The organism is Leeuwenhoekiella sp. ZYFB001 (assembly GCF_011784865.1).
GTDB lineage: Bacteria > Bacteroidota > Bacteroidia > Flavobacteriales > Flavobacteriaceae > Leeuwenhoekiella > Leeuwenhoekiella palythoae.
Map to the genome: position 1 here is coordinate 1,144,730 of NZ_CP050460.1, position 14,191 is coordinate 1,158,920.

Annotated in this window: 13 protein-coding genes; 6 read left to right on the plus strand and 7 right to left on the minus strand. The window is 38.2% G+C overall.

Features of this window, described 5'->3' with window-relative positions:
• Positions 1-75: 75 nt before the first annotated feature.
• Complete coding sequence (locus HCN54_RS05070) at positions 76-3,747, minus strand: hypothetical protein (protein ID WP_167596810.1); 3,672 nt, start codon at positions 3,745-3,747, stop codon at positions 76-78.
• Positions 3,748-3,943: 196 nt separating this feature from the next.
• On the opposite strand from HCN54_RS05070, the gene HCN54_RS05075 reads away from it, so the two are divergent.
• From HCN54_RS05075 to HCN54_RS05095, 5 genes are all read left to right on the plus strand, one after another.
• Positions 3,944-4,135 (plus strand): hypothetical protein, encoded by a 192-nt coding sequence (locus HCN54_RS05075; RefSeq protein WP_167596811.1) that lies wholly within the window; start codon positions 3,944-3,946, stop codon positions 4,133-4,135.
• Positions 4,128-5,465, plus strand: a complete 1,338-nt coding sequence (locus tag HCN54_RS05080) for a 2TM domain-containing protein (protein ID WP_167596812.1) — start codon at positions 4,128-4,130, stop codon at positions 5,463-5,465. The genes HCN54_RS05075 and HCN54_RS05080 overlap by 8 nt, the downstream gene beginning before the upstream one ends.
• 103 nt (positions 5,466-5,568) lie before the next feature.
• A complete protein-coding gene (locus HCN54_RS05085; protein WP_072982529.1) occupies positions 5,569-5,883 on the plus strand; it encodes a 2TM domain-containing protein in 315 nt (104 codons plus the stop codon).
• A complete protein-coding gene (locus HCN54_RS05090) occupies positions 5,874-6,233 on the plus strand; it encodes a 2TM domain-containing protein (protein WP_072982527.1) in 360 nt (119 codons plus the stop codon). Before HCN54_RS05085 ends, HCN54_RS05090 begins: the two co-directional genes overlap by 10 nt.
• 11 nt (positions 6,234-6,244) lie before the next feature.
• A complete protein-coding gene (locus tag HCN54_RS05095; protein WP_167596813.1) occupies positions 6,245-7,003 on the plus strand; it encodes a LytR/AlgR family response regulator transcription factor in 759 nt (252 codons plus the stop codon).
• Here HCN54_RS05095 and HCN54_RS05100 read toward each other — a convergent pair.
• From HCN54_RS05100 to HCN54_RS05125, 6 genes are all read right to left on the minus strand, one after another.
• Entirely contained in the window at positions 7,000-8,331 is a 1,332-nt protein-coding gene (locus tag HCN54_RS05100) for a DUF2254 domain-containing protein (RefSeq protein WP_167596814.1), read from the minus strand. The genes HCN54_RS05095 and HCN54_RS05100 overlap by 4 nt on opposite strands.
• 57 nt (positions 8,332-8,388) lie before the next feature.
• Complete coding sequence (locus tag HCN54_RS05105) at positions 8,389-9,606, minus strand: LETM1-related biofilm-associated protein (protein WP_167596815.1); 1,218 nt, start codon at positions 9,604-9,606, stop codon at positions 8,389-8,391.
• A 470-nt stretch (positions 9,607-10,076) separates the two neighbouring features.
• A complete protein-coding gene (locus tag HCN54_RS05110) occupies positions 10,077-10,886 on the minus strand; it encodes an anti-sigma factor domain-containing protein (RefSeq protein WP_167596816.1) in 810 nt (269 codons plus the stop codon).
• The gene (locus tag HCN54_RS05115; protein WP_167596817.1) at positions 10,887-11,417 is read right to left on the minus strand and encodes an RNA polymerase sigma factor; all 531 of its coding nucleotides are present in this window, start codon (positions 11,415-11,417) and stop codon (positions 10,887-10,889) included.
• 90 nt (positions 11,418-11,507) lie between these two features.
• Positions 11,508-12,095: a superoxide dismutase family protein gene (locus HCN54_RS05120; RefSeq protein ID WP_072982874.1), complete on the minus strand. Its 588-nt coding sequence runs from the start codon at positions 12,093-12,095 to the stop codon at positions 11,508-11,510.
• An 89-nt stretch (positions 12,096-12,184) separates the two neighbouring features.
• Positions 12,185-13,075, minus strand: a complete 891-nt coding sequence (locus tag HCN54_RS05125; RefSeq protein WP_167596818.1) for a diacylglycerol/lipid kinase family protein — start codon at positions 13,073-13,075, stop codon at positions 12,185-12,187.
• Positions 13,076-13,139: 64 nt separating this feature from the next.
• On the opposite strand from HCN54_RS05125, the gene HCN54_RS05130 reads away from it, so the two are divergent.
• Positions 13,140-14,120 (plus strand): App1 family protein, encoded by a 981-nt coding sequence (locus HCN54_RS05130; RefSeq protein WP_167596819.1) that lies wholly within the window; start codon positions 13,140-13,142, stop codon positions 14,118-14,120.
• Positions 14,121-14,191: the final 71 nt, after the last annotated feature.

The window sequence follows — 14,191 nt, forward strand, 5'->3', positions numbered from 1 at the left end:
TTATAGAGCAAATATAAGACACCCAAAGCAGTGTTAGGGTAACACGTGTTACATTCCTAAAATGCCTGAATTTTGTTATCGTGCCCCGAGTACAATACTAAACTGAAACCTGCCACCTTCACTACCGGTAAAATAGCCAAAACTACTATTTAAAAATCCGCCCATACTTAAATTAAGTCCGCCCCCAAAACTGTCATGCCATACTTCAGAAGATTCTTGATTGTACCAAACTCGACCTAAATCGTAACCTAGAAAAAGATGAGATTGCAGAGGAAAAATTGCTGTTTTAATTGGTTTTATTTTATAAAGTAAATCTGCAGAACCTCGCAAAGCTTGGTCACCAGAAAATCTATTTAAGCGATAACTTCGCAATCCTGAATTCCCACCTAAAGAAGCCGACTGGTAAAATGGAATTTCATTTCCGAAGCGCAATTGACCTGCAACTTCACTTTTTAAGACTAAATTTCTAGAGGTGTCTATGGCGTTCCAAAAGGTGATTTTTGGGTCGGCGGCGACTACGGTTTCCCGATTTTCCAAATTGTCACTATAATAGCCTGAAGCTTCAAAATGCATCCCGCGTGTAGGAAAATTTAAGTCGTCTATACTTTTGTAGGAATAAATTGATTTTAAAGTGATATAGTTATTGTTATTCAGTGAATTAAATGTATCTATGTAAAGTGATTGTTCGGGTTTAAAATTTTGATATGCTATCGAAGCTTCAAATGAACTACCGTATTCACCGATGTAATACATACCTGTTTCAGCTTCATACTGCTGTAAGAAAATGCGATTTTCATCTAAATTGTTGGCAGAATTCACCGTTTCATTTCCGAAGCCAAAAAAGTTTCTGGTGTAATTATGTGTAGTTGCAAGACCGCCTATTTTTAAATTCCACTGCGGAAAAAAATTGGCTGTGTGATATGCTGTTTTGAAAATTGCCGCTTGGGTTAGCGAAAAATATTGCGCATCTAAAACAAATTGTGAAGTAAACGGATGACGTTCAAAACCTAAATTTTGACTAGCAAATCTTAGATGAGGAGCTACGCCCCAATCTGGATTATAAGGTAATTCTATGTTTATTTTTTTTGCCTTTTCGGGACGACGTTCTGAGTCATAAATATGATTTTCATAAACACTGCTAAAGCGTTTACGAGCGCCTCCTAAATTGTTAATTTTATTTCCGTCCGGCTGATCAAAAATGGTAATTCCTTTTCCGTTTTTAAGATCATATACATCGTCATTTTGACCACCTGCTATGACAATTTTTATTTTTCCGGGGCCAGAACCGGTTGCAGTGAAGATATCGTCATCATCAAGACCGTAAATCCAAATTTCTTCGGTTTCATTTGGAGTAAATTTTCGATCAAATAACTCGTAGCCATCTTCACCATCCTTGATACGATAGGCCTTTACGACGGTGCTTCCATCTGCATTGCGTGTGATGTAGAAGTGATCATCTTTATCGGTTCCTTTCAAGGTTTGAAAACGAATGAAATAATCGTAATAACGTGATACAATGTCTTGAAGGTTCGCTTTTCGTGCCAAAAGATCTTCTTGAAGTTCTAACCAATTTTCATCTTGCACTTCAACAGGCATTTCTTTAAAAGCTTTAGTCACAACCTCTGGAGTAATATTTTGCTGGATATATGCTACAGCTTCAAACCAATCTTCTTTATTTGATTTTTGCAAAAGGGCGCGGTCTAAGTTTATTGCGCTCTCACTAAATTTTTCTATATATTTTATGTCTGGTCCATAGTTACCTAACTCGCGTGTTCCCGGCATAAACTTTTGCAGGAACGCGATCATTTTTCCATCAAATTTTGAAAATACCTGATCACGATCTCGTGGGATCGCGATATAATTGCGTACCTCGTTTGCATCTTCTTGTTCAGCCCAGCGCCATTGATCTTCATGACGGTCCCAATCTCCCACAAGCATATCAAAGACGCGCGCTCTGATATAGTCTTTTTCAACAACTCTGTTTTTCTCATCTTCTCTAATCGCTTCAAATAGATCTGCGGTACTCTCTACATCTTCATTGAAGCCAAACATATGCGTGCCATTGAAGTCATCATCAGGCTTTTCTACAAGCATATACAAACGATTTCCGTGCGTTTTATTAAAGTCACCTAATTCTTTATGCTGAGGGATATAAAAGACCTTAGGATGTGTATGATTGAGATCAGCGGCACCGGCAAGACGTGGAATAGCAAATGCCCCGTAAGGATGCGATGCTGTGTAAAAATCTTCAATGATTCGGGCGGGAATTGTGCCTGAAAAATAGGATTCTGCATCCAGATTATCATAACCTGAAGATTTTAAGAATGCAAAAGGATCCTTTGCAAGAGCACGCATATTATACTCGCGATCGTCCTCGTCCACCAGTCTTAGTGATTGCGTTTGATGTCCGCCGCCTGCACGTTCTACCTGCAATCCGCCGTGTAAAGTGTCTATGGTTGCTACTTGAGCATCAATCTCTAACCCATATAAATCACGATAATGTTTACCCCAAAATTTCTCATAGCGTTCAGTAACTTCAACTTCCTCTTTGGCATAAATACTCGCTTTTTGAGTGGTATTGAATTGTTGCGGCAAACTATCTACCGGAAATGCTTCGGGTTTATCGTAAGCTAATTTTGAAAAGCGTTCTTCTATTTGGCCTTCAGGATTTATTTCGCAATAATGTACCGAAGAAGCGCCGTTTTTGTACAAGCGTAATTCGGCAAATCCCGGTTGTAATGAAGCAAATTTTCCATCTTTCCCTAAGCGTACATATTCGGTTTTGCTACCGGTTCCTGAAATCATCTGGCGTATGTTTTGATTTTCGATGTACTGCATAGAATGCTCGTGAGCAGAGAGTACAAACAATCGAGGTAAATCGATCGCCATTTTTTTGATCTCTCTCATCAGATCATTCATAAGCGGATTGAATTGATCTTGTTTAGAAATACCGCCTTGCGTTCTTGCGAATGCCCACAAAAAGCCGGCAAATGGTACATAAGCATTCTCGGCAGTAGGTCTGTAGAACGCTCTTGTACTCATCTCTCCGCCGTAAATACCATTAGAAAATAGGGGATGATGCATCACAAGCAACACATTTTTGTGTCTGGCCTTGCGCGCTTCATCTTTTAAAAGTGTGAGAAATTGTGCTCTTGTTTTAATTGCACACTTATCATTAAATCCCGGGTGTTTACTCCAATCTTCAATATACCATTGTGAGTCAACAATTATGATTTCGGTTTGAGCATCTACCGTAATGGTTTCTATGGGGCAGCCATTTTCTGGCTGATAATGATTGTCTTTCCCCATTTGTTTTTCTATATAATCTTCTATTTTTTCCAGACCTTCTACACCGTGATCATTCCAATCATTTTCTCCCGGAATGATAAGCGTCTCTCCTTTAAAAGCTTCGGTAAGGCTAACAATGTGCTCCAATTGTTGCTTGTTTTGACCTTCGTTCAGTTTATTAGCATAGACATTATCACCTAAAATTAAAAGGTAATCGTCTTTTTTTGCCATTTGCTTTTGATGCGCATTGAAGGCTTGTAGCAAGGTTTCATTGGGACCGGTTTTTCCGGAGCCTAGATTACCTAAAAGGAAAACGCTTCGATACGTTGAGGTATCCGTTTCGGTGTTAATTATGGTGTTTTTTGGGTCTTTAAATTGCGTGAGTTTACTAGCGCAAGAATGCAGTAGACTTAGTGCTAAAAGTGTTGAAAAACAGTAAACTATTCTGCGAATGAACATAGGTTAGGGTGTAGGTTTTCAGCAAAATTATTAAATACCCTGAGTGCTAAAAGTTTTTATAGGATTGTTAACGCAAATACCTAAAGGATTTCTAATTACAGTTGGTCTTTGAAAATTGACAGTTCGGTATTTTATTCTGTAAAACCTCTTAGCGTTTGTACACTTTTACACTGCTTAATCAAAATACTATAAGGTTATGGTAAAAGTTATTCTCTTAATATTAGAATGGACATTGGCTTCAACCGGAGCACAGGCTAACTCAGAATTGCAATCTATAAAGAACAGTATATCGCAGGAAGTTACCGCAGTGGTTTACGAAGATTGTGATACTTTTAAAAGCGAGAGCACTATAGCTCCATCCATTTTTTTAATTGCAACTGATGAATAATCTGTTATCTGAATTTCTAAAGGCTGTCACCGTTGGCGTTGCCATTTATATCGTGTTTTTACTCATTCACTTGATGGGAGGCAACACTATACAATTTAATAGCGATCTAGCACTGGACTTTGCGATAAGTATGTTGTATTCTGTGGTGTTGTATATGCTCAATATGCAGGTGTTTAAGTTTTTCTTTAAAAAGTATAAGCAGCATTTATATAGTTTCAAACACTTGGTTAAAGCCATTCCGGCGAGTGTTTTCATCACGGTAATTGGGGTGTTTTTCATTCGACTATTCATTATTACCGTGCTTTACGGAAAGACGCTGCAATTCTTTTTCTCCCAGGAAGAAGTGATTAATTACAGCATTCCGCTTGTGGTAGCTTTGGTGTGTAATGCGATTTTTTATTTTTTCTTCTACTATAGATATAAAAAGGAGCGCCAGGTAAAAGAACAAAAAATCATTGCCGGCACGGCTTCGGCACAATTTGACGCCTTAAAAAATCAGTTAGATCCACATTTTTTATTCAACAGTCTAAATGTGCTTACCAGTCTGATAGAAGAAAACCCGCTTCAGGCACAAAAGTTCACCACTTCGTTGTCTAAAGTATATCGCTACGTTCTCGAGCAGAAAAATAAAGAGCTGATTTCTTTAAGCGAAGAGCTTGCTTTTGCTAAAACCTACATGACGCTTTTAAAAATGCGGTATGAGGATAGTATTGTTTTCAAACTGCCCGAAGCTGTTGCAGATCCTGATGCCAAAGTGGTTCCACTGGCGCTGCAGCTCTTGTTAGAGAATGCGGTTAAGCACAATGTGGTGAGCGGAAATCACAAGTTGTATATAAGCATCGAAGAAGAAGCCGGTTATCTGGTGGTGCGTAACAATCTTCAACCCAAAAAAGTAATGGCTAAAAGCAGTGGTGTGGGACTGATCAACATCAAACAGCGCTACGGCTTATTGACCTCAAGAGAAGTCCTTATTCAGCAAACCGAAAGTGAATTTATAATCAAAATACCAAAACTCAAACATCAATTAAAATCAACAGTTATGAATACAGAGCAGTACTTATCAGACAAAAAGTATACAATGGCTAAAAAGCACGTAGAAGAACTTAAAGGCTTCTATATTAATCTTAGTTTATATTGTATCATTATTCCGGGATTGGCGCTTTTAAACTATTATACGACCAGCTTTCCGTGGGCTATTTTCCCGGCTTTGGGTTGGGGTCTGGGAGTATTTTTTCACGGTATGGAAGTCTTTGGCTGGAATCCATTTTTGGGCAAAGACTGGGAAGATCGTAAGATTAGAGAGCTTATGAAAAAGGATCAAGACCGTTAGTTACAATTCAGTATTAAAAAATGACAGTCGGGTAAGTTATAATTCCATTCTTTATGCAATTCCCACAATTTTGAAGAGTAATTAATCATTAAAACGCTTTACAATGGAAAATTTTGACAAAGAAAACAGATACTTGCAAGCCAAAGAAAAGGTTGGGGAGATCAGAAAGTTTTATGGCGGCATCATCAGTTATATCATCGTGATCGGAGCCCTGGCCGGACTGAATTATTGGATTGATGGTTTGCGGCATCCCTGGTTTTTATGGGCTGCGTTAGGCTGGGGAATAGGCTTGATCTTTCAAGCTGCAAAAGCTTTTGACTGGAATCCTTTTATGAGCAGAGATTGGGAAGAGCGTAAAATAAAAGAATTTATGGAGCGCGATAAAAAGTCACAATCTAATATGGGAAGATGGGAATAATCAATATGGAAATTATGGAAAATCAAAAATCTTCTTTTGAACGTGCGCAAAAGCGTGTTAAAGACATCAAAGCTTGGTACAGTCACTTAAGCGTTTACCTAACTATAAATGGAGTCTATTTGCTGTTTTATTTTGGTCTTTTTGACCGTGGAGCCGTCAGCGGCTATATACCTTGGTGGTCACCGGTTTCTATGCTCGTAGGCTGGGGAATAGGTCTTATGATTCATTACATTATGGTGCATAAAGGTAATTTTATCAATAGATCGTATAAAAATTGGGAAGAACGAAAAATTAAAGAATATTTAGATCGGGAAGAAGCGCAGCGCGCAGATCTGAACAAGTGGGAATAAAACATAAAGAAATGAATGTACTGGTCATTGAAGATGAAAAACCGGCAGCACGCCGCTTATCAAGAATGCTTGAAGCTTTAGAATTAAATGTTTTGGCTCAACTCAATTCGGTTGAGGAGGCAGTAGAATGGTTTCAAAAAAATGAGCATCCTGATCTGATATTTTTAGACATTCAGCTGAGCGATGGCTTGTCTTTTGAGATTTTTGATGCCGTAGAGGTGACAAGCGCAATCATTTTTACCACTGCTTACGATGAGTATGCACTTCAGGCATTTAAACTAAATAGTATTGATTATCTCCTGAAACCCATTGATGATGAGGAATTGGAAGCTGCTGTGAAAAAGTTTAAAAAGCAACAACCTCAAAAACAAGATGTCAAACTCAATTTTGATGATATCCGGCAGTTACTCGGGGTTAATCCTGTAGAACGGGAATACAAAAAACGCTTTACAGTTAAAATTGGGCAGCATATTAAAATGATCAATATCGAAGATGTTTGTTGCATCTATAGCGAAAATAAAGGTACCTATGCGCGTACGTTAGATAAACGCGATTATTTATTAGACACCACCTTAGAAACACTCGAAGAAGAATTAGCTCCTGATGTATTCTTTAGAGTAAGCCGAAAATACTACGTCAATGTCAACGCCATTCAGGATATTATAAGCTATACCAACTCGAGACTTCAACTCAAATTAAAAGCAGCGGAAGATCAGGAGATTATTGTAAGCAGAGAGCGTGTTAAGGATTTTAAACTCTGGCTTTCTTAATCGGCTAACTCTACTAAAGCGTTTTGAGTGCCATTTATCGCCTGCATTTTAGAACGAATACTAAAGATTCCTTTTAAATCATCTTTGTTTTCAATCGCAGTTTTGGCATCTTCAAGAATGAGATTGGCTTCGTTGATAAGTATAGTTTCAGCATCATCAAGCACGCTATCGCTCTGTAGCAAAAAGTAAAGTGCGGTAAGCATCTTGTGAAGCATAACCACATCGTGTTTGCAATACGCTCTTAAAGGAGCAAAAACAAAGTAAATAAGTTCCTTGAAGTCTATGGTGCGTAGTTTTATTACCGCTTCGTTGTCTTGATTTGCTATAAAACTGAAATCTTTCTTTTTAAGGCGCAGGGCGAACAATTCTGATAGATAATCAATGCAGGTAATTGCGGTTCCGGGGTCATTGATCCCCGGACTCATAGCTTTGACAGCGATTTCAGTAAGCTGCTTAAATCCTAGAATATAATTGTGGGTGACGATTTCACTTCGCGAAAAACCGAAACACGTCAGTAACTGTTCTTGATGCTCTTCATCGAGCTCTTTACTGCATTTAGCAATGGGAATTCCCTTTAGGATAAACGTACCCTTAGGAACGCTAATTTCTATCTTACAATCTAAATTCTCGCAAAGCTCTAAGAGTGCATCTACGGCGATGGTTTGAAAATATCCCGTGCGATTCACCTCAACTGCATGCCAATTTTCGGTATCTGGAAAATTACTTTGCATCGAATCCTCATCGGTTTGTTTGATGAGTTGCTCAAGCCAGGTTTTCGCCTTTTGATAAATAGATTCAATGATCTTATTGATCTGTATGGCTTCAGAAATGGAATGAATAAAATAGATAAACAGTGCCAAAACCAGCATACTTAAAACAATACCAACAAGCACAGCAAATCCCGGTAACTGATATTTGTTATCCGTTGGTTTAATACTCAACAGAATAAGAATGCAATAAATAAGCGTGGCGATGTAAAAGCCTAAAACATTCTGATGTTTTTTATTGGAAATCAGTCCGGGAAGAATACGAGGCGAATAGTTATTAGAGGCTTGATTGAGCAAAATCATCACCATCGAAAAGCTAAAAACCATAAGCGAAATAATGCCGCCAATAAAGGTGCTTAGAAGTGTTCGCGCAGTATCTGCATCGTTGATCACAAGCTGTGGCGCGTTTTCAATCAAAAACGAACTAACGCCTTTATCTTCGGCATAAAGCATAGCGAAGCCAAAAAGTAAACCGCCAAAAGCAAAGAGTGAAGGGTAGAAGCCTATTTTGCCGGTAAGGTTGGCAATAAAGAGTTTGAATTTGGTTATAAGTTTAAGCATAAGCGAATTTCCTAAATAACTTTAGAAAGCCTTCGCTATTTGATAAACTGTTAACAGTTAGGGCGTATCGCGATCTTTATCAGCAGTGAGATCTATACGGTTATCATTAAAGGCGCTAGGGAGTAATTCCGGAATGAATTTAATGAGAAGCGGTAAAAGAACACCACCGCCCGGAAGCATAAAAATGGCCAGAGAAGGCACGCTTTTACAAATATCTAAAAGCTGTGTTTTTACCCGTTTTTTTTCGGCTTTACTCAGGTCACGCACGGTTGATTGCCCAAGCAATACTACTAAATCTTTACTCTCAGCAAGTTCTTGTAGAAGCCGCTTTTTATTTCGGAGGATCAAGACTTTTACGGTTTGGCTGGTTTGGTTATAAAAATGCTTTACCGGATTGCTGTAGTTGAGGTACGAAATTCGATGCCTGTTGTCTTGAATAAAGTCGTGCACGTAATTGGTCGATTGATCGATAACGGGTTTGGGGAGTTCTAAAATGGTACCAAAGGAATTCAGAAAAAGGAATTCGGTTTTATCCAGTTTGGCATCATCCCAGATCGCCAGGGCCGCGAGATCTAGCGCGTATCGCTTGGCAAATAGCGTATTAAAATGCTCAAGAGGCAGCTCTTGCAAGGTCTGTGCCTCTTGTTTCAAATTGCGATTGTAACGCAGTGATTTCTCAAAAAGTTTAAGCAACAGTTTATCATAATGCTCTTTTTCTTCTTTTTGCAAAAGCGCCATCCAGATCACATTCATCAACGTAGCCTCTAGCTGTATGGCATAAGCATTGAGATCTTCCGGATCTTTAAGAAAATGCTCAAAGCATAGCACATCTAAAAATAACAGCGCGTTTGTAATGAGATTGCTGAAATTTTTCTGATGCGTTGCTTCATTAGTCTGAATGCGTTCTTGAATGATTTTTTCTAAGGAAGCCGCAGTAGGTTTTGGTTTAGAAAATCCTGAAAAGTAGCGATGCGCTCTTGGGTTGAGTTCGCTGTAGAAAGCAGTGATTTTATCAAAAAAACCGGTATCGGATTGATGTTGCTGGTAATAAACGAAATACAGACAGTCAAAAAAGTTGAGTTTGGTACGCTCAATTTCTGTCCAGCGAAGCGGTTCCTTAGCGCCGTAACTCATTGTAGTAACCGAAACGCCGTAGAAAAATCCGGTTTTAAGTATGCGGTCGTACAGCTCTTGCGGTTGCAAATGCTGTTGTGTAATAAGCTGTTTTACAACCGGCTGATGCTTTGCAATCCACCCGGTAGAAGAAGGATTCATAAAAAAATGCCTTAAAAATTCATATTGTATTTGTCAGATAGTCAAAGCGTTAAGTGAATTTAATTTCAAAAATTTAAAAAAAAATCACGTTGCTAAAAACCGTCCCCTTAAATACTTCGTAAATGTAGTAAATAAGTTAAGTTGGGCATTTAACTATTTTAAATTCCAAAGAATCCAAATCTCATTTACTTTGGAGAATTATGGAAAGGAAGATTATCAATTGGTTAGTTGATTAGTTTTTTTGGATTTTTTGTTAGTTGAAGAATCACCTTGTTTTGGAGAAGGCAGGTGATTCTTTTTTTATGCCCTTATTTCAAGATATTCTTAATCGCTAAACTTATCCCTATATAGGTTGAGCGAATTTTATACAAAAAGAAAGCCTCTAGATCGAGAGGCTTTTCAATTTTAATACGCAGTTTCTTTAATTTTCATTGCTCACAATAAAATACTGCAAGACTTACAACATGTTATTATGCATTATTTTCAATTACACCTAATGTATACAATTGCTCCATTGTAGGCGTTGCACTACCACCTGCCGGTTCTAAGGTAATTCCGAAGGCTTGAGATTCATTAGGATTTTCTAGCGTAAATATCTTGTTCTCATCTTCGCTAAAATTATCTAAAAGTCCCATACTTGTTGGCGTAAGCGGGTCAAGGGTTAATGACCATACTTGGTATACCATACCTTCTGGAGGTTCCGGTAAGCCTAAAGCATCTATGTAGGCTTTGTTGTTTTCTTTGTTCCAAAACACGGTAACATAAGCATCGGGTGCAACCTGCTGTCCTGCAAGCGGAACCTTAGTAACCTGCGGATCGCGAATTACCGCAAGGATCTCTTTAGATTCTGTCAATGCTTCTTCAGAATATTGAAGCTTGCTTTCTAACTTGGTATTTTCGATCTGAACAACTTTCAGTTCATCACGCAAATTGTTTGTTCGATTGAGTAAGATAAAAATCCCGATTAGGAATATAACTGAAGCAGCCACACTTATAAAAGAGAGTAAGCGGGTACGTTTGTTTGCTGCTGCCGGCTGTAATTGAACCACACCTTTTGAGTTTAGAAGTTTTGCCTTAATCGCGGCAAGCATTTCTTCTGGATTGTATGGTGCGGCTGCTGTTGCCAGCTGTTGTAAGGCAGCTTCTATTTGTTCTACTTCCTGTTGTATTTCAGGATATTGTTTAAGCACTTTTGAAACCTCTTCACTTTCCTGTGGGGTCAAGGCGCCATAAACATATAGCTCTAGAATTCCTGATTCTATGTATTCTTGAATGTCCATTTATTTTACCAATATAGCTCTAAGTTTATTTATGCAAAGTCTGTTACGGGTTTTAATAGTACCAAGCGGAATATCTAATTCTTCTGAAGCCTCTTTTTGTGTGTACCCTTTGAAAAATAAAAGGTGGATCACATTTTTACAATCTTCGCCCAATTTTTTAATGTACTTCTTGATACCAATCGCATCGACTTTACTCGAAAAACTTGTTTTGTTTTCAAGAATATCTACGAAATATTCTTGAGTAAGGTTTTTCTTTTGATTCTTAAACGATTTCGACCGTGTTTTGTCAATAGCAGCATTTCTTGCGATATTGAGAAGCCAAGTAAAGAATCTTCCTTTATTAGAAGAGTAGGATGCGCAATTATCCCAAACTTTAATAAAAACATCTTGTAATACTTCTTCAGATGCTTCGGTATTGTGAAGAACGCTGTTGATCACACCAAAAATACTTTCAGAATACATGCTGTACAGTTGCTCAAAAGCTTTTTCGTCTTTCTGCTGTAATCTTAAAATTAAATCATCGGGCTGCATAATGGGCTTTTAGTAGATTCTAAATGTATTAAATATAAAAGAAAAAGCAGCCATAAGGCTGCTTTTATTTAATGCTGTAGCTAAGTGATCTTATTGAATAATTCCACCGCAGCTTACACGTGCTCCGGCAGCACCACTAGGCTGACTTGTAAAGTCATCAGCACCTTGGTGTACAATAACGCCTTTGCCTACAATATTTTTAGTAGCATCTTCACAATCTATACACCATTCATCAGTGGCCATGGTGATTGTTCCGTTACCGTTGTCATCTGCTTCAAAGTTACCAATGTCACCTTTGTGATAACCTTCTGCATCTCCCCATTTTCCGTGTTGTTCTTTAGTTGGATTCCAGTGTCCTCCTGCTGAGGTTCCGTCGTCTGCAGAACAGTCTGCATTCTCGTGAATATGAATGGCGTGCATTCCCGGTTCTAATCCTTCAAAAACAGCAGTCATACTAACTTCACCGTCTTCTTCAGTAAATACTACATTACCGGTTGCTGTGCTTCCGCTTTTTGAATCTAAACTAATAGTTAACTTTTTTGATACAGGTGCTTCTTCTTGAACTTCAGTAGCATCGGTAGTCATTGTTTCGTCCGTTTCTTTGTCTTTGTTCTCATTTTTACAAGAGGTAAATCCTAGTGTAAGGGCAAGAGAAAAAAGCAGTGCGTAATTTTTCATAAATGTGTGATTAGTTAATTCGTGGTCTAAATTAAGGTTTTGCTTGGCCGTAGCCAAAGGATTAAAGATAAGCTTAACATTAGTGTTAACTAGCCTCTAAAGCTTTTTGGGATCGCCAAGTTCAATTTATGGGGTGTCATTTTTGCCTCAACACGCTGCTCATCTCCTATAAATTCACCATCGATTTGAAAGGCAATAGGTTTTTTAGATACAATGTTAACATCTTTACACGGAATGACTTTTACAAAGTCAGGATCTAATTCGGCATCGTCATAAAAGGTTTCTAATATGCCTTTAATGCTAAAATTTTTAAACACTAAAACTTCAAAAATACCATCGTCCATTATTCCGGTAGGGTTGATTTGAGCTCCGGTACCAAACTTATTTGCGTTAGCGATTGCAACCAGAATGCCTTCTTCAGAAATAGTTTGATCATCACATTGAATCTCTACTTCAAACGGAAAATCGTTACTAAGCAGCGTAGGAAAAGATTGTATTAAATAGCCTAATTTCCCTCTGATCTCTGACTTTTCATAGTTTTTGATCAGCTGAGCATTAATGCCAAGGTCAGCGATATGCAAGCACGTGTAGCCGTTTATTTCGATCAAATCCATTGCGATGAAGTGATCTCCTAAAGCGATATCAAGTTGCTCTTCTAAATTGTCAGGAATGTCAAAATTAGCAGCAAGACCATTTGCCGAACCTGAGGGTAGTAAGCCAACTTTAATAGATTCTCCTTTTATGGCATCAGCAACTTCGCGTATAGTACCATCTCCGCCGCTCACCACAATGCGATCGGGATTTTGCTCTTTAATAAGCTTTTGAATGGCTTCTTTGTCGCGGTCTCCGGTAGTCTCATAAATAAAACTCTGGTTGCCATCTATCGAGACATGTTTTTCAAAAGCATTTATAATTGGCTGCTTATCTGTGCCGCCTGCAATGGGGTTTATGACCAGTAAAATGGTGTTTTGTGTTTTCATTAAGGCTCTTTCGAGCTAAAATTAGGTAATTTCAAAACCTGTTATAGTTAATAAAATACCAATAGTGAAGTTAGATTTACAACTCTACCGCGGGTACGCTAATGATGAAGAACTTGTAGTTTTTGGACATTTGTTCAAATCCTGGGCGCCTGATAAATTTCAAACCGACCGTAAAGGTTTTAAACATGCATTTTCTGTATTGCATATGTTTAGGATCTCGCCACTAAAAAATGTTGAAGTGCGTTTGCGTTTTAAAGATATTGACGTGACCACGCGTACAATGGATGACGGATTCTTTAGGTTTAATGTACCGTATGAAAACAACCTGGAAAGTGGTTGGCATACGTATGAGATCACGTGCAAACCCAAAGAGGTTGATTATGGGATCATTGAAAAAGCCGAATTTCTTAAACCATTTGAAAGCAAACTGAGTATTATCTCAGATATTGATGACACGTTTTTGATCTCGCATAGCGGAAACATTTTTAAAAAACTCTATGTGATGCTCGCCCGAAACGTAAATCATAGAAAGACCTTTGAAGATGTTGTGAGGCATTATCAGTCTCTCAGTACGAGCGGTCACGACGAAGAAGGCAAACGCAACTCATTCTTTTACGTGTCTAGCAGTGAATGGAATCTTTATGACTTCATCGTACAATTCACAAAGCTTCAAGAATTGCCCAAAGCAGTACTAAAACTTAAAAGTATAAAAACAGGTATTTCAGATTTCTTAAGAACCGGTGGTGGAAATCACGATCATAAATTCATCAAGATCAAAGATATCATTGCCTTTTATCCGCAGCAGCATTATGTTTTGCTGGGCGACGACTCCCAGCAGGATGCTTTTATTTATGAGCGAATTTGTAAAATGTTTCCGGTTAATATTTCTGCGGTTTATTTAAGACAGACTCAAAAGCATCAGCATAAAAAAATCAGCAAGGTTTTAGAGAATATTGAAGAAATGGGCGTAGCAACCTGTTATTTTAAAAAGAGTAGCGAAGCTATTAAACACTCCAAAGAACACGGAATCATAAAAGCAGAGTAATTTATCTCAGAGCAAAACCGCTAGGTTTTCGACTTGAATAACCCGCTAATTTAGTGTCAAAGTATTTGACA